Annotated in this window: 20 protein-coding genes; 9 read left to right on the forward strand and 11 right to left on the reverse strand. The window is 66.4% G+C overall.

The window, feature by feature from the left end:
* Positions 1 to 328 precede the first annotated feature (328 nt).
* Positions 329 to 1417 (forward strand): ornithine cyclodeaminase family protein, encoded by a 1089-nt coding sequence (locus tag OXF11_05020; protein MCY4486462.1) that lies wholly within the window; start codon positions 329 to 331, stop codon positions 1415 to 1417.
* 91 nt (positions 1418 to 1508) lie between these two features.
* Positions 1509 to 2597, forward strand: coding sequence for a tRNA epoxyqueuosine(34) reductase QueG (gene queG / locus OXF11_05025; protein MCY4486463.1), 1089 nt, complete (start codon positions 1509 to 1511; stop codon positions 2595 to 2597).
* On the opposite strand, the gene OXF11_05030 is transcribed toward queG, so the two are convergent.
* The 4 genes from OXF11_05030 to OXF11_05045 all read right to left on the reverse strand — a co-directional run bounded on the left by OXF11_05030 (position 2578) and on the right by OXF11_05045 (position 5001).
* Positions 2578 to 3384, reverse strand: coding sequence for a symmetrical bis(5'-nucleosyl)-tetraphosphatase (locus tag OXF11_05030; protein ID MCY4486464.1), 807 nt, complete (start codon positions 3382 to 3384; stop codon positions 2578 to 2580). The two genes, queG and OXF11_05030, sit on opposite strands and share 20 nt — an antisense overlap.
* A 70-nt stretch (positions 3385 to 3454) precedes the next feature.
* Positions 3455 to 3838 carry a DoxX family protein gene (locus tag OXF11_05035; protein MCY4486465.1) on the reverse strand — a complete coding sequence of 128 codons (384 nt, stop codon included), beginning with the start codon at positions 3836 to 3838 and terminating at the stop codon, positions 3455 to 3457.
* An 87-nt stretch (positions 3839 to 3925) separates the two neighbouring features.
* Complete coding sequence (locus OXF11_05040) at positions 3926 to 4537, reverse strand: DNA-3-methyladenine glycosylase I (protein ID MCY4486466.1); 612 nt, start codon at positions 4535 to 4537, stop codon at positions 3926 to 3928.
* A gap of 59 nt (positions 4538 to 4596) precedes the next feature.
* The gene (locus tag OXF11_05045; GenBank protein MCY4486467.1) at positions 4597 to 5001 is read right to left on the reverse strand and encodes a VOC family protein; all 405 of its coding nucleotides are present in this window, start codon (positions 4999 to 5001) and stop codon (positions 4597 to 4599) included.
* Between the two features lie 186 nt (positions 5002 to 5187).
* On the opposite strand from OXF11_05045, the gene OXF11_05050 reads away from it, so the two are divergent.
* A complete protein-coding gene (locus OXF11_05050; protein MCY4486468.1) occupies positions 5188 to 5916 on the forward strand; it encodes a glutathione S-transferase family protein in 729 nt (242 codons plus the stop codon).
* 6 nt (positions 5917 to 5922) lie between these two features.
* On the opposite strand, the gene OXF11_05055 is transcribed toward OXF11_05050, so the two are convergent.
* The 6 genes from OXF11_05055 to OXF11_05080 all read right to left on the reverse strand — a co-directional run bounded on the left by OXF11_05055 (position 5923) and on the right by OXF11_05080 (position 12536).
* On the reverse strand, positions 5923 to 8055 hold the full coding sequence (locus OXF11_05055; GenBank protein MCY4486469.1) for an ABC transporter permease: 2133 nt from the start codon (positions 8053 to 8055) through the stop codon (positions 5923 to 5925).
* Positions 8056 to 8059: 4 nt separating this feature from the next.
* On the reverse strand, positions 8060 to 9493 hold the full coding sequence (locus OXF11_05060) for an efflux RND transporter periplasmic adaptor subunit (protein ID MCY4486470.1): 1434 nt from the start codon (positions 9491 to 9493) through the stop codon (positions 8060 to 8062).
* 143 nt (positions 9494 to 9636) lie between these two features.
* Positions 9637 to 9843, reverse strand: a complete 207-nt coding sequence (locus OXF11_05065; GenBank protein MCY4486471.1) for a hypothetical protein — start codon at positions 9841 to 9843, stop codon at positions 9637 to 9639.
* A gap of 1286 nt (positions 9844 to 11129) precedes the next feature.
* Entirely contained in the window at positions 11130 to 11777 is a 648-nt protein-coding gene (locus OXF11_05070) for a hypothetical protein (GenBank protein ID MCY4486472.1), read from the reverse strand.
* A 49-nt stretch (positions 11778 to 11826) separates the two neighbouring features.
* The gene (locus OXF11_05075) at positions 11827 to 12246 is read right to left on the reverse strand and encodes a retropepsin-like aspartic protease (GenBank protein ID MCY4486473.1); all 420 of its coding nucleotides are present in this window, start codon (positions 12244 to 12246) and stop codon (positions 11827 to 11829) included.
* Between the two features lie 5 nt (positions 12247 to 12251).
* Complete coding sequence (locus tag OXF11_05080; protein ID MCY4486474.1) at positions 12252 to 12536, reverse strand: hypothetical protein; 285 nt, start codon at positions 12534 to 12536, stop codon at positions 12252 to 12254.
* Positions 12537 to 12770: 234 nt separating this feature from the next.
* Between OXF11_05080 and OXF11_05085 the strand changes: the two genes are divergently transcribed.
* On the forward strand, positions 12771 to 13649 hold the full coding sequence (locus OXF11_05085) for a polysaccharide deacetylase family protein (protein MCY4486475.1): 879 nt from the start codon (positions 12771 to 12773) through the stop codon (positions 13647 to 13649).
* 4 nt (positions 13650 to 13653) lie between these two features.
* Positions 13654 to 14466 carry an enoyl-CoA hydratase/isomerase family protein gene (locus OXF11_05090; protein ID MCY4486476.1) on the forward strand — a complete coding sequence of 271 codons (813 nt, stop codon included), beginning with the start codon at positions 13654 to 13656 and terminating at the stop codon, positions 14464 to 14466.
* Positions 14467 to 14650: 184 nt separating this feature from the next.
* Here OXF11_05090 and OXF11_05095 read toward each other — a convergent pair whose 3' ends face one another.
* Entirely contained in the window at positions 14651 to 15781 is a 1131-nt protein-coding gene (locus OXF11_05095; protein ID MCY4486477.1) for a nitronate monooxygenase family protein, read from the reverse strand.
* 396 nt (positions 15782 to 16177) lie between these two features.
* Between OXF11_05095 and OXF11_05100 the strand changes: the two genes are divergently transcribed.
* From OXF11_05100 to OXF11_05115, 4 genes are all read left to right on the forward strand, one after another.
* On the forward strand, positions 16178 to 17053 hold the full coding sequence (locus OXF11_05100) for a polysaccharide deacetylase family protein (GenBank protein ID MCY4486478.1): 876 nt from the start codon (positions 16178 to 16180) through the stop codon (positions 17051 to 17053).
* Positions 17054 to 17127: 74 nt separating this feature from the next.
* Positions 17128 to 18090: a hypothetical protein gene (locus tag OXF11_05105; GenBank protein MCY4486479.1), complete on the forward strand. Its 963-nt coding sequence runs from the start codon at positions 17128 to 17130 to the stop codon at positions 18088 to 18090.
* A 122-nt stretch (positions 18091 to 18212) separates the two neighbouring features.
* The gene (locus tag OXF11_05110; GenBank protein MCY4486480.1) at positions 18213 to 19340 is read left to right on the forward strand and encodes a glycosyltransferase family 2 protein; all 1128 of its coding nucleotides are present in this window, start codon (positions 18213 to 18215) and stop codon (positions 19338 to 19340) included.
* Positions 19341 to 19422: 82 nt separating this feature from the next.
* Positions 19423 to 21894 carry a tetratricopeptide repeat protein gene (locus OXF11_05115; protein MCY4486481.1) on the forward strand — a complete coding sequence of 824 codons (2472 nt, stop codon included), beginning with the start codon at positions 19423 to 19425 and terminating at the stop codon, positions 21892 to 21894.
* The last annotated feature ends 118 nt before the right edge of the window (positions 21895 to 22012 follow it).

Here is a 22012-nt window from a genome sequence, read left to right on the forward strand (position 1 = left end):
CCTCGTGGCCGTGATGCGCAAGCTCTTATTGCTACTCCATGCCATCGCGCGCCGCAGTACCCCGTGGTTACCCACCCTCCGCCCTGAGCCCGCTTAGCCCTTGTTTTCCATCACAGATACTCCCGCGAAAGCGGGAATCCAGGGGTGGTGGTGGGGCACTGCAGCGGCGTTCCCCGCCTCGCCGCCCCTGGATTCCCGCTTTCGCGGGAATGACGAATCGAAGGGGCTGTGCCTCATCAGTTTTGACACAGCCAAATGGACCCGTGCATCCGTTTCGTAGTAGATTCCGGAAGATTCCGATCACGACGCGAACGGAGGGACGAAGCGCATGGTGATGATCATCAACGAGGAGGAGGCCAAGGAACTGCTCTCCATGGACGAGTGCATCGACCTGATGGAGGACGTGTTCCGGGAGTTCGGGCGGGGGAACGGGGTCAACCCGCCGCGGCTGCGCTACTCCTGCCCGACACCCGACCCCAAGGCGAACTACTTCGCCAACATCCACGCCGGCGCGCTGCCCAAGTACGGCGTCGCGGCGTTGCGGCTGAACTCCCGGCTCACGGAGGAAAAGGACGACGAGACCCGCCGGGTGGAGTTCAAGCACCCCACCGGGCGCTATTGGGGGCAGTTTCTCATCTACAGCCTGGAGACCGCCGAGCTTCTCGGGATCATCGTGGACGGCACCATCTCGCCCTTGCGGGTGGGCGCCACGAGCGGCGCCGCCGTCCGGCTGCTGGCGCGCCCGGACTCGCATGTGGCCGGCCTGTTCGGAACCGGCCATCAGGCGGAGTTGCACGCCCGGGCGCTGGCGGCCGCCCTGCCCCTCCGGCGCATGAAGGTGTACAGCCCTTCACGCACACACCGGGAGGACTTCTGCGCGCGCTTCGGCGACGAGCTGGGCATCCCCGTGACCGCCGCCTCGGAGCCGGGCGAGGTGGTGAAGGGCTCCCAGGTAATCTGCTGCGCCACCAACTCGTCGGGTCCGGTGTTCGACGGCGCGGACCTGGAACCGGGTCAGACGGTGGTGTCCATCGTCAACAGCGACGTGGTGTTCGAACGCCACGAAGTGGACCGTCGGACCATAACACGCAGCGATCTCGTGGTGGTCAACGGGCGCGAAAGCGTTCACGCCAACCGGCAGAAGGAACTCCTGGATCCCATCGAGGCCGGCGAGACGTCTTGGGACAAGGTGGTGGAACTGGGCGAGGTGGTGAACGGGACGGCGCCCGGCCGGCGCGACCCCGGGGACATCATCTACTACAAGAACAATTCCGGCATGGCCATCCAGTTCGCGGCCGTGGGCAAGATGCTGCTGGACAAGGCACGGGCCACCGGCGTGGGCCGGGAGCTTCCCGCCGAATGGTTCTCGGTCGATCTCGAGCCGTGGTTCGCCAGGGGGTACTCGCCGGCCTCGTGATCCGGTGGCCCGCGCCACGGACAGCCGACGGCGAAGAAGGCCCGTGGACGATGACGCGAATTTGCCGGAGAGGCCACCCGTGTCCCATGCAATGACCGAGACCGACCTCTCCCGGCTGGCGCAACGCATCAAGGCGTGGGGGCGCGAGCTGGGTTTCCAGCAGGTGGGCATCGCCGGCGCTGACCTGAGCGGCGACGAGGCGCTGCTGAAGCGCTGGCTCGCCGAGGGACGCCACGGCGAGATGGCCTACATGACAAGGCACGGCACGCGGCGCTCGCGCCCGGCCGAGCTGGTGCCGGGCACGGCGCGGGTCATTGCCGCGCGCATGGACTACCTCCCCGAGGACGGCGCGGACCCGTGGCAGGTGCTGGGCGACGCCCGCCTGGGCTACGTTTCCCGCTACGCCCTGGGACGGGACTACCACCGCCTGGTGCGCAAGCGCCTGCAGGCCTTGGCGGACCGGATCATCGGGGAGGCGGGACCCTTCGGCTACCGGGTCTTCACCGACAGCGCGCCCGTGCTGGAGAAGCCGCTGGCGCGGAACGCCGGCCTGGGCTGGATCGGCAAGCACACCAACCTCATCCACACCGGTAGCGGATCGTGGTTCTTCCTGGGGGAGATCTACACGGACCTCGCGCTGCCCGTGGACCAAGCCGCCGAGGACCGCTGCGGCACCTGCCACGCCTGCATGGACGCCTGCCCCACCGGCGCCATCACCGGCCCCTACCAACTGGACGCGCGCCTCTGCATCTCGTACCTCACCATCGAGCTGCGCGGGTCGATCCCGCCGGAGCTGCGGCCCCTCGTGGGGAACCGCGTCTACGGCTGCGACGACTGCCAGCTCGTGTGCCCGTGGAACCGCTACGCGCACTTTACGCGCGAGCCCGGCTTCCAGTCCCGGCACGGGCTCGACGCCCCGGAGCTGGTGGAGTTGTTCCGCTGGAGCGAGGACGATTTCTTGCGGCTCACGGAAGGAAGCGCGATTCGCCGCATCGGCTACGCGTGCTGGCTGCGCAACGTGGCCGTGGCATTGGGCAACGCACCGTACGACTCACGCATCGTCGAGGCGTTACAAGAGCGGCGCGAGGATCCGTCGCCGCTGGTGCGGGAACACGTGGCGTGGGCGCTGGAACAACACCAACAAAAACGGACGCCAGAAATTAACCGGGCACCGCGCTAGGCACCTGAAAGATCCGCCCGTCATCGAGACGCAACGCGGTAAGGGACCCGCCCCAGACACAACCACTGTCCAGGCACACCGCGCCGTTCTGGCGATGCAGCCCCAAGGCCGCCCAGTGCCCGTACAGGATCGTCTCCTCCACCCCCTCGCGGGGCCAGGCGAACCACGGGCTATAACCCGCGGGCGCGTCGGCGGGGAGCCCGGAGAACGCCAGCGCCATGTGCCCGTCCACGGTGCAGCAGCGCAGGCGCGTGAACACGCTGACGATGCAATTCCAGCGGTCGGGGCCGACCAGGTCATCGGACCACGCGCTCGGCCCCTGTCCCACCTGGTGGCGCAGGAAGCTCCGATAGTCGGCGCCGCCCAGCCGTGTTGCGACCTCGCGCGCCAACTCTACGGCGGTGTCGAGGCTCCACCGCGGCAGCAGGCCCGCGTGGGTGAGCACGTGACCTGCCTCTCGGTGGATCAACGGGAGGCCGCGCAGCCAGCCCACCAGCTCGTCGCGATCGCTCGCGCGCAAGACGTCGTCCAGGGTGTCCTGGCGCTTGGCCGCAGAGATTCCCTCCGCGCGACACATCAGGTGAAAGTCATGGTTGCCCAGGACCGCCACCGCGCCCGCGCCGAGGCCCTTCACGAATCGCAGAACCGCCAGGGAGTCCGGACCGCGGTTCACCAAGTCGCCCGCGAACCACAAACGGTCGTCAGGGGGGTCGAACGCGATGACGTCCAACAACCGCCGCAACGGTTCGTAGCATCCTTGAACGTCTCCGATGACGTAGGTGGCCATGGGGTCGTTTCGCAGCAAGGCTTCGCGCGGCCGCCCGGCAACAGCACGCCGGCCGACACGGACGCTGTCCCTACCGGCGGGACCGACCGAAGCTAAAGGCGCCGGGTCCCCGGGTGGCGATGTACAGGAACACGAAGCAGAAGAGCACCGCCAGCTCGCCGCCGTTCTCTATGGGCCAGAGACCGCGGCCGGCATGGGCCATGAAATAGGCCGCGGCCATCTGTCCGCTGCACAACAGTGCCGCGAGGCGAGCGAAAAGGCCAAGCGCCACGAACAGCCCGCCCGCCAATTCGATGATGCCGGCGGCGCCCATAAGGGAGAGCAGCTCGGCGGTGGCACCGCCGCCATCCATGCCGCCGAAGGAGCCGAATAGTTTCTGCGCGCCGTGCTGCGCGAACGCAAGCCCGACGACAATACGCATGAGCGCGTACGCGTAGCGCGACAAGCCGTCCATGATCGCATTCCTTTCCAACATTCTGTCAGTCCGATTCGCGAACGAACCGAACCGGCTACTGGTTCCCGACAGATTCGGGCCGCCGGTTCAACCTCGGCGGCCCGGGTAAGAGATGGCTCGGTGCCGAAAGCACTGCAGGAGATGATCGTTCACCATTCCCACCGCCTGCATGAAAGCGTAACAGATCGTCGGGCCGACGAACCGGAACCCGCGCGCCACGAGGTCCCGGCTCATGGCTTCCGACTCCAGTGTGCGCGCGGGAACCTCCTCGTGGCCGCGCCAGCGATTGACCCGCGGCCGGCCGCCGACGAACCGCCACACGTAGCGGTCGAACGTGCCGTGCTCCTCCCTGACCCGGAGGAACGCCTGGGCATTGGTCACCGCGGCGGCGATCTTGAGCCGGTTGCGCACGATGCCGGGGTCCCGCAGCAGTTCGCCCTGCTTTGCCGCATCATAGCGGGACACGGCATCGGCGTCGAAGCCCGCGAAGGCCCGGCGGTAGGCGTCGCGTTTCCTGAGAATGGTCTCCCAGCTCAGTCCCGCTTGCGCCCCCTCCAGAACGAGGAACTCGAACAGCGTCCGGTCATCATGACACGGCACGCCCCATTCGGCATCGTGATACGCCACGGACAACTCCGTCCTGGCCCAAACGCAGCGTACAAGCCCCTCGTCCGACGAAGGCGGCGACGCCAGCGACATCGTACCGCTTCCCGCGCGCCGCCGACTTCCACCGCGTCAGCGACGCCGCCGGGGCATTCCTATTCGTGCCCCGGCAGGTAGGTAATCAAGGTCAGCACCGCGCCCTGAGGATCCTGTATGACGCAGAACCTGCCTACGCCCGGAATGTCGTTCAGCGGCACGATCACCTTGCCGCCGAGGTCCTGTACCTTGACCGCGGCCGCGTCGACATCGTCCACCGTCACGTAGGTGCCCCAGGTGGGCGGCATCCCCTGCGCTTGCGCCGGGACCGCCATGATTCCACCGATCTCGGCCCCGTCGACCTTCACCAGGTTGTACTCGAAGTTCTCGTCGCTGTCCTCGCACTCGTGGGTCACCGCTTCCGTCGTCCACCCCAAGAGCTCGGCATAAAATTTCTTGGCTCCCTCCACGTCCGTGGTCAGAAGCTCGCACCAACTGAAGGTTCCATGCTTCGAAGCACCCATCCATCATCCTTTCATCTGTTCGGAAACCCGGGATATCCGCGGCCGTGCCGCAATGATCGGTATGCCAGTGGCGCCGTGAGTTGGCAACAATCCCGGGCGAGGCGATGGATGGACGGGCTGGCCGGCCCGTAGTACGCTGGCCCTGTCCCGGCGGCTGTCGAAATCCACTCATCACGGAGGTGCCCCATGCTGAAGCTCTACCATTGGTGGAGTTCCACGTGCTCGCGTCGCGTACGCATCGCCCTGGCGGCGAAACAACTCTCCTGGGAGAGCGTCTACGTCAACCTGGCGAAGTTCGAGAACCTGGAGCCTTGGTACGTGGAGCTGAACCCCAACGGCGTGGTGCCGACGCTGGTGCACGACGACCGCATCGTCATCGAGTCCAATTTCATCCTGGAATATCTCGACGACGTCTGGCCCGAGGTACCCATGCGGCCGGAAGACCCGGTTGAGCGGGCGCGGATGCGCATCTGGATGGACCGCTTCGAGCACGAGCTGCACCGCAACGTCAACATCATCTCTTTCATCAAACAGGGCCGCATGAAGCGCTACGAGCACCTGTCCGAGGAAGAGCGCGAGGCCGCGGTCATGCAGCAACCCACCGAGCCGAAGCGGGCGCTCTTGAGAGATCGCCTCCGGAACGGCATTTCCGAGGAGCAGATGGCGTACGCGGAGGCGCGTCTCGCCGAGATCCTGGACGACGTGGAGCAGGCGCTGCAGGACCGCCCCTGGCTCACCGGGGAGCGCATGTCGCTGGCGGACTGCTCCATCGCGCCGTTCATCGAACGCTTCGAGGCCAACAAGCTGGAACGGCTGGTGGATTGGAACACGCGTCCGGCATTGGGCGCGTGGTGGGCGCGGATGCAGGCCACCGAGGCCTATCAGACGGCCCATTCCTTCAAGGCGCCCGCGTAGGGCGGCTCACTCGTAGCGCAGCGCTTCGATGGGATTGAGGCGCGCGGCCCGGTTGGCGGGTTGAAAACCGAAAAACACGCCGATGGCGGCGGCGAAGGCGAACGCCAGCAGGATGGAGCCGGGCGAGATGACGATCTGCCAACCGCCCATGTAGGAGAGCCCCAACGAAGCAGCGGCGCCGGCGAGAATGCCCACGGCGCCGCCCAGGAGACTCAGCACCATGGCCTCGGTGAGGAACTGGCGGCGGATGTCCCGCCGCCTCGCTCCGACGGCCAACCGCACGCCGATCTCCCGAGTGCGCTCGGTCACCGAGACCAGCATGATGTTCATGATGCCGATACCGCCCACGATGAGCGCCACGCCGGCGATGCCCGCCAGCAGGTAGCCCAGCGTGTTGGCGGCCTCGTTGGCCGCCTCGACGATGTCGGTACGGTTGCGCACCCGGAAGTCGTCCAGCTTGGTGCCGGTGATCTTGTGGCGCACCCGCAGCAGCGCGGTGATGCCGTCCTGCACGTCGGAGGTGGCCTGCTTGCTCTCGGCGCTCACCTCGATGCCGCGCACGTACCGGATTCCCAGGAGCTTTCGTTGCGCCGTCCGCAGGGGCACGATGACCACGTCGTCGAGGTCGCCGGCGAACGAAGACGTCCCTCGTTCCTTCAGCACCCCCACCACCTCGAACGGAACGTGCTTGAGCCGTATGGTCTGACCCAACGGATACTCGTCGCCGAAGAGCTCCTTGGCGACGGTCTGCCCGATCAGGGCCACCTTGCGGTTCAGGAGCATGTCGTCTTCGGTGAAGTTGGAGCCGGAATCAACACCCCAGTTCATGATCTCGAGGTAATCGGGGGTGGTCCCGGTGAAGCCCGGATGCCAGTTCTTGTTGCCGTAGACCACTTGCGCCGAGCCCCGGACATGGGGCGCCACCCGGACCACTCCCGGCACCTCCGCGAGGATGGCCTTGGCGTCCGCCTCGGTGAGCGTCGTGATCCGTGCGCCCCGCACACGGCGGCCGCCACGGGTCACCGCGCCGGCATAGACCGACACGCGGTTGCTGCCGAGGCGCTCCATCTGCTTGGCGACCCTGGCCTTGGCCCCCTCGCCGATGGCCACCATGGCGATGACCGCGCCGACCCCGATGATGACGCCCAGCATGGTCAAGGCCGAGCGGAGCTTGTTCACCCGGATGGCGCGCAACGCGATGCGCACGTTGGCGCGCACGCCGGCGCCCAAACCCCGGCGACGGCGACCCCCGCCGTTGCCGTTGTCGCCGCCGTTACCGTTGCGGGCGCCGCTGCCGTTGCGGGCGTCTTCACCATCGGAGACACCGTTACCGTTGCCGGAGTCGCCGAGGTCAAGGACGTCGTTGGCCGCGCCGGCTCCAACGCCCTCGCCCGAAGCCCCGGCATCCTCCTCCGGCGACGCCGTCACCGCGCCGAACCCCGCCTTGCCTCCCGCCTCCTCCCGTTCCACGAGGCCATCCTTGAAGTGGATGATGCGCTGCCCGTGGGACGCCACTTCGGGGTCATGGGTGACGAAGACGATGGTGATGCCCTTTTCCCGGTTGAGCGTCTTGAAGAGCTCGATGATCTCCGCGCCGGTGCGGGTGTCGAGGTTCCCTGTGGGCTCGTCCGCCAGGATGATCCGGGGATCGTTGAGCAACGCCCGGGCGATGGCCACCCGCTGCTGCTGGCCGCCGGACAACTGCGTGGGCCGGTGCGTTTCCCGTTCGCTCAGACCCACCAGCGCGAGCACCTCCCGCGCCTTGCGCCGTCCCGCCGCGGACGACGTACCGTTGTAGAGAGCCGGCAACTCGGCGTTCTCGACGGAGGTGGTGCGAGCCAGGAGGTTGTAGTTCTGGAAGACGAAACCGATCTCGTGGTTGCGCACCCACGCCATGTCGTCGGATGAAAGGGCGCCGACGTCCTCGCCGTTCAAGCGATAGTTGCCCGTGCTCGGCCGGTCCAGAAAACCCAGGAGGTTCATGAAGGTGGACTTGCCCGAGCCGGAAGGCCCCATGAGCGCCACGATCTCTCCCTGGAAGATCGTCAGCGACACGCCCTTCAGGGCCTCCACTTTCTGCTCCCCAAGATCGTAGACCTTGGTGACGCCGTCCACTTCGATGACGGGCGACCGGTCCACGGCGTCAGAGACCTCCGAGGATGCGCGAGCGCACCCGTGACGTGGTGTTGGTGACGCGTTTCATGGCTTCGGAGCGGATCCCCACGATGACCTGGTCGCCGACTTCGAGACCCGAGACGATCTCCATGTTCTTGGCGTCGGTGGCGCCGAAACGGATGCGCGCCCGCGCCGGCTTGTCGTCCCGATAGACCCACACGCCGCCGCGGCCCTCCAGCATCCACCGGCGCCTCTGCTCGGCGCTGGGCGGGCCGCGCCGCCGCCCACCCCCCCGCCTGGGCATGTCGGGGTAGAGTTGACGGATGTCCCGTCCGCTGATCCGCAAGGCGGCCCCGGGAACGATGAGCACGTCCTGCCGCCGGGCGAGGATGATGGTGACGTTGGCCGTCATGCCTGGCTTGAGGGCCAGGTCCTTGTTGGGCACCCGGATCTCGGTGTCGTAGGTGACGACGTTGTCCTTGATCAGCGGCGACGGGAAGATGCGCACCACCTTGCCCTCGAAGGTGCGCCGCGGGTACGAGTCCACCGAGAACTCCACCTCCTGTCCGACCTTCACCCTGCCGATGTCCGCCTCGTCGACAAAGGCGGAGACCTTCATTTCCTCCAGCTCGGCGATCTTCACCAGCGGCGGTGACGACAGGCTCGCGGCCACCGTCTGCCCGGCTTCCACGGTCTTCTGGATAACGACGCCGGAGATGGGCGCGACGACGACGCTGCGGTTGAGCCGCACCCGCGCCATCTCCAACTCGGCCTCCGCCTGCTGGATGTCCGCGCGGATGCCCGCGATGACCGCCCGCTTGACCTTGACCTCGTCCACCCGGGCCGACTCCTCCCGGTAGCGCGCCGCGGCGCGTTCGTATTCCGCCTGGATGGACTCGTACTGGTCCCGCGAGATCAGGTTGCGGCCCACGAGGTCCTTGTTGCGCCGGTGCTTCTCCTCCAGGTTCTCGAACGCCGCCTTCGCCCCCGCGATGCTCGCCGCCACCCGGGATTTCAGCATTTCGACGCCCGCCAGCTCCTTGGCGAGATTGGCCTTGGCCTTCGCCACCTTGGCTTCCGCCTGGAGCAACTGCGCCCGGAACAGGTCCTGGTCCAGCCGCGCGATCAGGTCGCCCCTCTTGACGCGCATGGGCACGTCCACCGGGAGATCCTTGATGGTGCCGGACACCTGGGTGGAGACGGTCACCGACGACACCGGGTTCACCGTGCCGGTCGTGGTGATGCGGGAGAAGATCTCGCCCCTCTCGACCTCCGCCAGCCGGAAAGGAAAGACGTTCTTCTTCTCTTCCGCCGGAAGGAGCCTGCTCGTCAGCGAGGAAAGCCCGCCGCGCATCGAGCCCACGTTGCTCTCCACCAGCGCCGGGTCATACCAGAACAGCCCCGCGCCCCCGGCTCCCAACAGGACCAGGACAAGAGCTATGATCCAAAGGATCCGCTTCATCGCTGTCGCTCCGTTGCCGCCACGATGGCTACACCCCTGTCATTAGACGGCGGACGGTTTCCTTGCCCGAGACGGGGCTGGACGGCAATTCATGCGGCAATTTACAGCAGTTGGCAGGTAGAAGGGAACAGGGAAAGAGGGGCTTACGGCCTGATGTCACGGGCGGTGAGGTCGAGCCCGAAGACGGCAACTCGGACATCGAAGGACTTCTCGTACTCGATATTCCGTGCCTTGGCCTTCAGGTGTTTGACGAGCTCGCCGAGGTTGATTCGTGGGCCCGTCTCGTCCGCGAAGATGTTTGGCCAGGACTTCAACTCTGCGAGTAGCCGGGGAATGAGAAGCTGCTTCAACTCTCGATCCGCCTGCGCCACTTGCTGAAGGGTTGGCAAGTAGGTTTTCCAGCGTCCTCCCTTGCCTCTTCGGGGAAAAGGCATCGACCGGATTATCGAGTAAACCGTTACGCCATTCCTTCCAATCCTGAAGACGTCGTTCTTCTTGGCGAGCCCAGACGCCCTCTTGCCGCTTTTGCCTACGCCGATTGTCCTTCGTCGTCTGGCTTGGCTTACGGCGCGCCGTGCGCGCCATTAGTATCCGAACAAGTCCCTCATCTCCACGCAGGTTTGCGCGAATTACCTCCAACTCCGACCGAGGGCGCCCTTGTCCACGCCACTCATCGATCAGAGCATGAAGCGCCACTGCACGTCTTTCCGGCCGGGTTTCGTCTGAAAGAGCTTCCACGAGCCAAGGTCGATCCAGCTCGGTCAGGCTGCTGACCAAGCCGTCATGCGTTGCGTGATAGAGCCGATACCAGTCGTCTTCGGTCGGGACGACCTCGTCCATGAACGCCAACTCGGCCCAGAAAGCATCCCTTCGTGCTTCAGCGTTCGCGTTGAAGTACTTCCTGAGCTTACCAACTGGTTCACGTGCATCCCAATCCTTGCCACCGAATCTGGAGGCAATCACACAGGAACGTACCAAAGCGGCGTCCCATGGGTTCGTCGCTTCTGACAATTTCCGACCGCACAGCACTGCGAGCGCCGGTGCAAGGTGATGGAACTGGCTTTGAATTTCATAGAACGCGTGCGTCTGTCGGCGCCCTCGCCAGATCAAGTCGGTGAGCCCGTCACGCAATGTCACTGCCAAGTCGGACTCGGGCTCGACGGCCTTGACGATTTCTTGAGCAACCCACCCAAGGCTATCACTCCCACTCGGGTCAGGCGCTCTCTCCATCAGCGCAATGAGCTCTTCGACCGTGAGGACCCGCGGAAACAAGTCCCCCACAACCCCGTGAATGATCTTGTTGGGCCAATATTGCGGCTGGGCGATCATGCCATCAGCCACCTTGCGGGCGTCGTCGTTCCGACCGCACGTTACCAAGGCTCGGACGGCAATAATGCGATCGTAGACGGAGTTCGCTGCATCAAGGGCCACGGACCCGGCCAAGTCAGCACAGTCTTTCACAGGGCCAAGCCAAATCGCCCTTAACAGGAGGTCGCGTACGTCGTCGTTGATCGGAGCGTCTCCCCAACATTCGCGTATGACCGGTGCCAGTTTCGCGTGTGCAAGCCGGCGCAGTTGGTCATTCCCGATGCTGAACCCACGCCAGCTTCCTTTGCCATACTTGCCTACAAACGCTCTAAGAGGCCTTGGAGGTCGCAACGGCGGTTCCTTCCTCGATGGCACCCGTGTCTTCCCGACGTTCGTACTTGAGTGGACTGAGAAAGGAATCGTCGGATAATCGCTGGGTATCCTCGCGGTCTTCCGTGCCTACCGGCAACCATTGTTTCACCGTCATCAAGTCGACGACAGGACGCCAGTCGCTGGGGCGACAGGAGATGATGACTCGGACCCTGTGGATGAGTTCACCAAGGTCCTTAGAGAATCGGCGAAGCGCTCGGTCGAGCCTGCCGTCGATGAGCTTCAATTCATCCACGGCGTCGAGGAAGAACCACGCTGTTGCTCCGTGGTCAGCCTTCCACGCTTCGAATCTCTCCTCCTCGTCCGACGACAGAACGTCAGTCACCGGTTCCTCATCGAGGAACTCAAGACGCAGAAAGAATGCGAACCGCCCTTCTTTAACCAAGCGCTTCGCCCTTTCTTTCATCTCGTCGGTCTTCCCGGCCCCCGCCTCCGCCAACAGCACGATCCGGTCGTGCGCCAAGAGTTCCGGCCAACCTATTCGGGAACCCAAGCCCTGCGGGTCCCAGTAGGTAAAACGCTCCGCATCTTCGAGTTCCGCGTCGGTCAGACGGCGGAAACGCCGTTCCAGCTCAACAAATTCCATCTTGTCCCACTTCGGCAACAGGCAAGGGCAAAGGCGACAGGTGCTGCGCTTACGCGCTGACGTATCCTCGATGTGTCATGGTGAGCAAATCGTCCGTCGGATCGTACACCATGCGCCAGTGACTCAGCAGAGACCTGCCAAGCAGTGATGGCAGCCTGCTGGACGTGGCAGACGGCTTACCGATCAAGACCTCGGAACTATACTGACGCACGAGTGCGTCGTCCTCGAACATGAGAATGGCATGTTCCAGGAAATACGGCTGGCTGCCTCCAATACCGATCGAGAGGATCTCGCTCAGCAACTCTTCGAAGGGCACGCCAAGCTTCTGTCCGTCGAATGGATGAATGGTGGTTGAATCCGCGCCGGTGTCGACGAGGAACTCAACGTCTCCTTGAATGTTCAAGCGAGGCAGGACGAGCCAGCCCTGAACGCAAGGCCTGCCCTGGTGGTCGAAGCTTCCCCGGATCACGGCTGTCAAAGGATCATGTTTTTTGGATTCGAATCGAGGAACCTGATGACGGCCTCGGCGGCGGGAACACCTTGACCTTGCAACATCTTCAGGAGGTCGTCCAGAGACTCCGCGAGAACGAAGTCACCGGAATGCAGGGCAACCCAGTGATCTGGGTGACTCTTCACCAACCGTTCCTGCTGTGATTCCATGCGGTCCACCCGAGCACGAAAAGCACGGAGTTTCTCAAGGATATCGGTCTCGTTCACGGTTTCGGCGCCTGTACCGCGGTTCGGAAACTTCCTGATCATGGCAGTCCTCCTGAGTTTCATCCGCCGGCTAGACTCGCGTGCGCCGACCCTTCCAGGACATGATACCTTGCAGGTGACCGGAATCAAGAACCGTCGTCTGACCAAGTAACAAAAAGCAACCTCTCGCCACCCGCAGTGCGATCTGGTAGATCATGGACACACGGGCAACCTGCAACCTGCAACCTGAAATGAGCGGCGCCGCGCTAACGAGGCGCCGGCGGGGAGGCGACGCCGATGCTCAGCACACGCTACGACTACAGTCCGATCGTCCAGCGGTCGCGGTTGGTTTGGCCGGGGAATGCGCGAGTGGCGCTTTGGCTGGGACCCAACATCGAGTGTTTTCACATCGACAAGGGCATCCCGAGGATCAACGAGGCACTGCCGGACGTGCAGTCCTACTCGGTCAGGGACTACGGGGCGCGGGTGGGCGTGTTCCGCATGATGGATGTGTTCGACCGCTATGAGATGCGCGCCAGCGTGCTGCTGAACGCGGAGGTGTGCGCGCAGCACCCGGCCATCATCGAGGAGGGCAACAAGCGCTCCTGGGAGTGGCTCGGCCACGGCATGAACAACAACACGCGCATGAACGGCTACGGCGCCAAGAAGCAGCGCAAGGTCATCCGCAAGGTGCGCGACATCATCACCCACGCCACCGGGAAAGCGCCCAAGGGGTGGCTCGGCCCGGGGCTCGCGGAAACCTACGACACGCCGGACATCCTCGCCGCGGAGGGGTTCGAGTACGTGTGCGACTGGGGCTGCGACGATCAGCCGGTGCCCATGCGCGTGAAGGCCGGGCGCATGATCGTGGTGCCGTACCAGCAGGGCATCAACGATATCTCCATGTTCGTGCACGCCAACCACACGCCGGCGGAGTACTACCGGATCGTGTGCGACCAGTTCGACACGCTCTACCGCGAGGGCGACAAGGGCGGCCGCGTCATGTGCATCCCGCTGCACCCCTACGTGACGGGCATGCCGTTCCGCATCGGCGCGCTGGACCGCGCGCTCGACTACATCTGCTCCCACGACGGCGTGTGGAAGACCACCGCGGGCGAGATCGCCGAGTGGTACTACGAACACTACTACGAGGCGCCGGGACGGGTGGACGGGTAACGGAATGGCTCAAGCCTGGTCTTACATCGTGCTGGAACGGCTCGGCGGCGGGGTCGCGCGGATCAGCTTCAACCGGCCCGAGAAGCGCAACGCCCTGAGCCAGGCCATGACCGGCGAGATCCTCGATGCGCTGGAGACCGTGCGCGCCGACCCTGACGTGCGCGTCGTGGTCACCCGCGGCAACGGACCGTGCTACTGCGCCGGGGCGGACCTGCGCGACCTGGGCACGCTCCACAAGGAGCCGCCGCGGGACTGGGACCGCTCCCACCCCAACATGCTCTTCTACGAGAGCTTCCGGAACTACCCCAAGGTGACCATCGCCCAGGTGCACGGCCACTGCCTCGGCGGCGGCATGGCGCTCATGACGTGCCACGACATCGCCATCGCCGCGGACACCGCCAAAATCGGCATGCCCGAGATCGTGCGCGGCAGCTTCGGCCAGATGGCCCTGAGTTCCCTGTACCACACCGGGATTCCGGCCAAGAAGGCGGCCATCATGCACTTCAGCGGCCGGAACTTCTCGGGAACGGATGCGGACCGCTTCGGGCTGGTGTCGGCGTCGGTGCCCGAGGCCGAGCTCGAGGAAGTCACTCTCCAGCTCGCCAGTGAGATCGGCTCGCGCCATCCCGCCGCGCTGGCTTCCGCCAAGATCGCCGTGCAGGTGGGCAAGGACCTCCCCTGGTCGCAGGCGCTACGCACGGACCAACTCGTGGCCGCGCGCCAACAATTGATGATGGACACGTTCTCGGACGTGGACAACTATTTGCGTTCCCAGAGCGGCGGCACCAACCCCGGCTACCGGCGCTCCGATACCTGACGCAGCATACCCCTCTCCACCCGTGGATTCCCGCTTCCGCGGGAATGACGGATTACCGTCTCAGCCCCGCCCGCTGGAGGGTCTGGCGCCCTTCCTCGCCGATGGCCCACAGCCGGTGCAGCAAGACTGCGTACTTGACGGGATCGGTTTCCCCTGAGCTGTCCTCGCGTTGTGTGGGTCAACTTCAATCACCCGCGGCCAAGTCGGCACCGGCCTTCAGCACCTCCGCTGCCTGCCGCACCATGGCCTCGATGATCTCGGCCGCCGGCCGCACGTCCTTCTCTCCGAGGAGCCCGGCGATCTGTCCACCGGGTACGCTCATCACGTCCACCCGGCTTCCCTGCTCCGCCGCCACCCGGAACTGGTCGTTGAGCACCCCCTGGAACGGCATCTCCAGGGGTTGCAGCCCCGATTCCTCCCACTTGCGGATCACCGGGCTGCGATAGTGGCGGCTGGGCTTGCCGCTGGGGAAACGGTCGAGCACGAAGTCCTCGGTGCGGCCCTGGATGAGCTGGGCCTTGTAGTCGGCGTGGATCTCGCTCTCCGCGCTCGCCAGAAAGACCGTGCCGCACCACACCCCCACCGCTCCCAGGCTCAGCGCCGCGGCCAGGCCGCGCCCGTCGGCGATGCCCCCGGCCACGACCACGGGCGTGGGGCTGACCGCGTCCACCACCTGGGGTATCAACGGGAAGTTGGCGATCCGTCCGGTGTGCCCGCCGGCCTCGTAGCCCTGGGCGATGATCACGTCCACGCCGTTGGCCGCGTGCCCCAGCGCCTGCTTCACGTTGCCGCACAGCGCCAGCACCTTCATGCCGCGCTCGTGGGCCACGGGCACCACCGCCGCGGTGTCTCCCAGGCCCACCGCCAGCACCCGGACGCCCTCCTCCAGGATCACGTCCAACTGCCGCTGCACCATGTCCGGGGTCTTGACCTTGGACCACGGGTCCGGACCCTGGGTCTCCAACCCGAAACCCTCGATGGCGTCGTGTACGAAGCCCACGTGCTCGGGGTGGGTGCGTTCCAGGAACTCACGCACGTTGCCCACGTCCGCGTAGGGCGTCTGCGCCAGCCGCGGCAGCGTGATGTCCACGCCGAAGGGGCGGTCCGTCAGCTCCCGGACGGCGCGGATGCGCTCGCCTATGAACTCCGGCTTGAGCGGGCTGCCGCCGATGACCCCGAGCCCGCCCGCTTCGGAAACCGCCGCCACCAGCTTCGGCGGCGTGGTGGAGCCGCGGCTGTCCCATCCCATTCCCGCCTGGATGATGGGGTGTTCGATGCCGAGCAGATCGCACAAGGGGGTCTTCAACTTCGCCATGGCAAGCTCCCGTCGCGTCTTGACGTGTATCCCCCCCTCTAACGCGTCGCGCCGCGCTTTGCCAAGGACCACGGTACCGACACCACCGGAAACCATGAGGTCATGACCCGGCCCGCATCACCCGAGGAATCGCACAATGGACAGCCGGGCGTCGTCCATGGTAGGCTCGCGCCCCGCCAGTAGCTGCGCTAATTTGCTGGTTTTTTTGCCGTCGGCGGCGTTACGTCACCGCGGGATTTGACCCGGGGTCTTCCTCGCGTGGTGCCCGCCGCCGGGGGGCGACCGCGGGTCGCCCCTACAAGTCATCGCGCGTTGCAAGTCCGCCGCGGGGCAAGGCATGATGCGTTGGTGCGGCAGCCGACCGCTCGTAAATCCGGCGTTCAAGAGGAACGACACATGGAAAACCGCCGCTACGACTATCAGCCCATCACCACGCGGCCCCGGCTCCGGTGGCCCAACGACGCCCGCGTGGCCGTGTGGGTGAGCCCCAACATCGAGTACTTCCACATCGACCAGCCCATCCCCAACTTCGGGATGTCGAAGGTGCCGGACGTGCGCGGCTACGCACAGCGCGATTACGGCGCCCGGGTGGGGGTGTTCAGGATGATGGACGTGCTCGACAAGCACGGGGTCCGCGCCAGCGCCCAGTTGAACTCCGAAGTGTGCATCCACCACCGGGAGATCATCGAGGAGGGCGTCAAGCGCGACTGGGAGTGGCTGGGCCACGGCGTCACCAACAACCTTCCGCTGACCGCCTATCCCGCGGCGGAGGAATTGTCCGTCATGAAGCAGGTACGCGACGAGATCGGCGAGGCCACCGGCAAGGCGCCGCGGGGCTGGCTCGGACCGGCGCTCGCCGAGACCTTCGACACCCCGGACCACCTCGCGGCCGCGGGTTTCGACTACCTGTGCGACTGGGGCTTCGACGATCAGCCGGTGGCCATGCGCGTGAAGACCGGCCGCATGATCGCCATGCCCTACGAGCAGGGCTTGAACGACATCAACTTCTTCCTGCGCTCCAACTACACCCCCCGCGAGTTCCTCCGGCAGGTGTGCGACCAGTTCGACGTGCTCTACCGCGACGGCGAACGCAACGGCACGGTCCTGTGCATCCCGCTGCACCCGTTCATCATCGGCGTCCCCCTGCGCATCAAGTATCTCGACCTCGCGCTGGAGTACATCCGCTCCCACGACGGTGTCTGGCTCACCACCGGGGGCGAGATCGCCGATTGGTACTACGAGCACTACTACGAGGATCCGGGGAGTCCGTAGGACGCCGTCCGACGACCCCTCATGGCCCGCGTTGCCGGCCGGACCCCGCCGCCGGCCGGCGTCCCGAGAGTTCCATGACCTACGCCTTCGACATCGTCCCGCGCGCGCCGTATTCGTTCGACTTCACGGTGGCGCGTTTCATGCGCTTCGCGAGCGAGAACGTCGATCTCGTCGAGGCCGGCCGCTATCGGCGCCTGCTGGCGGTCGGCCGCCAGCTCGCACTGGCCACCGTGACCAATGCCGGCACCGTGGCCAAGCCGCGGCTGGCCGTAGCCCTGGAGAGCCCTTCGAGAGTCGCTCTCCAACTCCCCGGCTTCGAGACGCAACTGCGCCACGTTCTGTGCACGGACCTCGATCTCCGGCCGTTCTACCGAATGGCGCGCAAGGACGCGATGCTGGCGCCCATGGTACGCCGCTTCCGCGGGATGCGCGTGACCGCCAGCCCGACGCTGTTCGAGGCGCTGGTCACCGCCGTCCTTTCCCAGCAGGTCAACCTTGGCTTCGCGTACTCCATCAAGAAGGCACTGGTCGAAAGCTTCGGACGCCGGCGGCGCCGTCAGGGACGCACCTACTACGCGTTCCCCGAGCCGCGCCGGTTCGCCGCGCAGTCCCTTGAAGCCATGCGCGGCTTCCGGCTGAGCAACGCCAAGGCGGGCACGCTGATCCGGCTCGGTGAGGCGTTTGCCTCGGACGCGGCGCTTCAAGACTCCGCCGGCCGGCTGGCCGCGCTGTCCGATGAGCAGGTCGTGGAACGCTTGACCGCCATCAAGGGCATTGGGCGCTGGTCGGCGGAGATCGCGCTGATGCGCGGCCTCGCACGCCCGGATACGTTCCCGGCGGGAGACCTGGGGGTGGTCAAGTACGTAGCCCAGGGCCTGCTGGGCAGGACCGGCAAGGCCACGGAAGACGAGATGCGGGCCTTCGCGGAACGCTGGCGACCCCACCGCGCCCTGTCCCTGGCTTACTGTTACGCCGAGCTGGCCACGCGCCGGGGCGCGTCCACGCCGGGGCTCGATGCGCGGCAGAGAACCCCGTGAACCTTCCACGCCGTGGACGCCGACGCGACGCTGCCGGCTCACCCTTGCGAGTGCGATCGCTTTATCTACATAAAATTTTTCTCTAGACTACCCTTTCGCGGGACAAGCCGAATGACACGAGCATGTTGAAGACAACCCATGGCACTCCCGGCGCTGAAGACACGCTTTCCATCGTCGTTCCGACGTTCCGCGAGGTGGGCAACATCCCCACGCTTGCGGAACGCATCGACGCGGCCCTGGCGGAGACCGGCATCAAGTGGGAGCTGTTACTCGTAGACGACGATTCCGGCGACGGCAGCGAAGAGGCGGTCCACGAACTCGCCCGCCGTCTGCCGGTCCGGATCGTGGTCCGGCGCGACGGGCCGCGGGACCTGTCGCTGGCGGTGCTCGAGGGCATCCGGCAGTGCCGCTTCGACCGGCTGGTGGTGATGGACGCCGACCTGTCGCATCCGCCCGAACGCATCGCCGACATGCTCGCGGACCTGGCGCGGGACTGCGACATGGTCATCGGCAGCCGCTACACCCTCGGCGGAGCCGTGGACCGGTCCTGGAGCCTCTATCGCCTGCTCAACTCACGGCTGGCGACCTGGATGGCGCGTCCCCTGGTGGACTGTGCCGACCCCATGTCCGGTTTTTTCGCTACGCGCCGCAGCGCGTTGCCGGAGCTCGGGGGACTGCGGCCCATGGGGTACAAGATCGCGCTGGAGCTGATGGTGCGCGGGCGGTTGCGGGTGCGGGAGATTCCCATCGACTTCCACGACCGCAGCGTCGGGTCCAGCAAGATGAACTGGCGGCAGCAGGTCCGCTTCCTGCGCCATCTTTCGCGGCTGTACGACTACCGTTTCGGCAGCATGGCGCGCATCCCCAGCTTCAGCGTGGTGGGCGCCAGCGGCCTGATGGTCGACCTCGCCTGCTACCTCGGGCTCCAGTGGGCCGGCGTGGAGCACCGGCTGGCGCGTTTCCTGTCCTTCTGGCCCGCGGTGAGCTGGAACTGGGCGCTCAACCGCGGCTTCACGTACAGCGGGCGGGAGCGGCAGCCGCATCTGGAGCAATGGGCGCGGTTCGCGGCCAGCAGCGTCATCGGCCTGGGCGTGAACGTGGGCAGCTACGCGCTCCTGACCAGCTACGTCGCCCTGTTCGGACGCCACCGCCTGTGGGCGTTCTTTCTCGGCGTGGCCCTCGGCAGCGTGGTGAACTTCGTGGTCGCCGACCTCTACGTCTACCGGAAGCTCCCGCCGCCGGAGCGCTGATGCGCATGGCCCGCGGACTCCGGCAGCCGCGCGCCCGCGACAGCATGTGAGCGAGCCGCGCCAACGACCCGAGAAGCAACGGATGACAAGCGCCTGGCAACGACAGTCCGCGGACGACGGCGACCGGACCGGCGGTTCCCCGGGCCGGCACGCCCTGCCGGCACTCGGACTCGGGCTTCTCGTGGCGGTGAGCTACTTGCCCGCGCTCCAGGGCGATTTCGTCTGGGACGACGTCATCTTCTCCGAGGAGCCGGTCATCCACCAGTGGTCCGGGCTGTGGAACATCTGGTTCTCGCCCGCGGACATCCGCAACGAAGGACACTACTGGCCGGTCGTCTATACGAGCTTCTGGCTGGAGCACAAGCTGTGGGGCCTCGCGCCCATCGGGTACCACGTCGTCAACCTGCTGTTGCACTGGCTCAACACCCTGCTGGTGTGGCGGCTGCTCCGTTGCCTCGCCGTGCCCGGCGCCTGGGCCGCGGCCGCGGTCTTCGCCGTGCATCCGCTCCACGTGGAATCGGTGGCATGGCTCATCGAGCGCAAGGACCTGCTGTCCGGGCTGTTCTACCTCGCCGCCGCGCTCACCTGGATCCGCTTCGTCGATACTCCGACCTGGAGCCGCTACGGCCTCTCCCTGGCGCTGTACGTCGCGGCCCTCCTCTCCAAGTCCATGGCGGTGACCCTGCCCGCGGCGCTCCTGATCTGGCACTGGTGGCAACGGGATCGGATCAGCGCCGCGGACCTGGCGCGCCTGGCGCCGTTCTTCGCCGTCGGACTGGCCCTCACCGTTGCGGACTACGTGTTCTACAGCGGACGGGAGCCGCTGGCGCTGGGCTACTCGTTCATCGAGCGGATCCTCATCGCCGGCCGCGCCTTGTGGTTTTACGCCGGCAAGCTCGTGTGGCCGACGGACCTGGCGGTGATCTACCCGCTGTGGGACGTTCGCGCCGGCGACGCACTGGCATGGGCCCACGTGGTCGCCGCCGCGGCCGTGGCGGCGTTCCTGTGGCTCGGCCGCCATCGCCTGGGCCGAGGGCCCGTGGCCGCCGTGCTGTTCTACGCCGTGACACTGGCGCCGGTTCTGGGCTTCATCGATTACGGCTACATGCAGTTCTCCTTTGTCGCCGACCGCTTCCAATACCTGGCCGGCATGGGCCTGATGGCGCTCCTCGTCGGCACCGCCGTCCGGGCCGCGGGCGGGCTGCCGCGTGTTCTCGGCATGGCGGCCCGGGGAGCGTTCGCCCTGATCCTGGCAGTGCTCGCGACGCTGAGCTGGGCGCAGTCGGGCATCTACCGGGACGAGGTCACCTTCTTCAGCCACATCGTCGGATTGAACCCGGCCGCGCGCGACGCCTATCTGAACCTCGGCAGCGCGTTGTTCGAGGCGGACCGGCCCGAAGAGGGACTGGCGGCCAGCCGTCTTGCCCTCCGCCACCGGCCCGACTCCGCGAGCGCCCATTCCAACGTGGGACGCGGACTGCTCAAGGAGGGACGGTTCGACGAGGCGGAAACGCATCTCCGGCGCGCCGTGGAGCTCGATCCGCGCAAGGGCTCGGCGCGGCAGAACCTGGCCGAACTGCTGCGCAAGACGAAGCGTTACGAGGAGGCCGTCGCGACGTCCCGAGCCGCTCTCCGCATCGACCGCAACAGCGCGCTGGCCTACGGCGGCATGGGCACCGCGCTGTTCGAGTTGAAGCGCCACGAGGAGGCGGTCGCCGCCACGACCCGGGCACTGGCCCTCAAGCCGGACACGGCCATGGCGGGTTCTCTGCACCTCTTCACCGGCAAGTCGCTCCGCGCCCTGGGACGGCTCGACGAGGCGGAAGCGTATATCCGCCGAGCCACGGAGATCGACGCGCGCAACCCGTTGCCGCTGGTGGAGCTGGCCGGGCTGTATCGCACACGGGGACGCGGCGCGGAGGCCGACCGGCTCCTGGAGCGCGCCCGGACGCTGCCGTCGAGCGACGCGGCCGCGCTTCACGTGACGGCGGAGGCGCTGCGCGCCCGGAAGCGCTTCGAGAGCGCCATGGAAATGTATCGCGCGGCCATCGGAATCGCCCCGGAGTTCGCTCCCGCCCACGCCGGACTGGGCATCGCGCTGTTACAGGTCAAACGGAACGCGGAGGCCATCGAGGCCATGGCGCGGGCGCTGCGGCTCGACCCCGCACTGCCGGTGGCGGGGACGCTGCACGTGCTCCTGGGCCGCGCCCAGCAGGCCCTGGGGAAGACGGAAGCCGCGGCCGAACACCATGAGCGCGCCCTCGATCACGACCCGCGCCAGCAGGAAGCCCTGGACCGCCTGGCGATGATCCGCTTCCAACAGCGTCGCTACGCCGATGCCCTGGAACTCTACCGCAGGCTGGCGGAGGCGGTCCCCACGGGAGCGCAGACTCACGCCAACATCGGCGCCACCCTGTACCACCTGGGCCGTCCCGGCGAGGCATTGACCAGCTTCGAACGGGCGCTCTCCCTCAAGCCCGACCTGGAGGGGGCACGGAAAGGAGCGGCGCACATGCGCCGGGTGGTCGAGCAACGGGCACAACCGCAACCCTAGGCGTGCTGCGATGGAGACGAAGGAAAAAAGGCCGACCCGCCGTCAACGGCGTGCTTCGAAGCCCGCGAAACGGCAGACCCCGCCCCCTCCGCCGTCCGGTGAAGAGCGGCGGTTCCGG

It is taken from the genome of Deltaproteobacteria bacterium (assembly GCA_026712905.1).
GTDB lineage: Bacteria > Desulfobacterota > Binatia > UBA9968 > JAJDTQ01 > JAJDTQ01.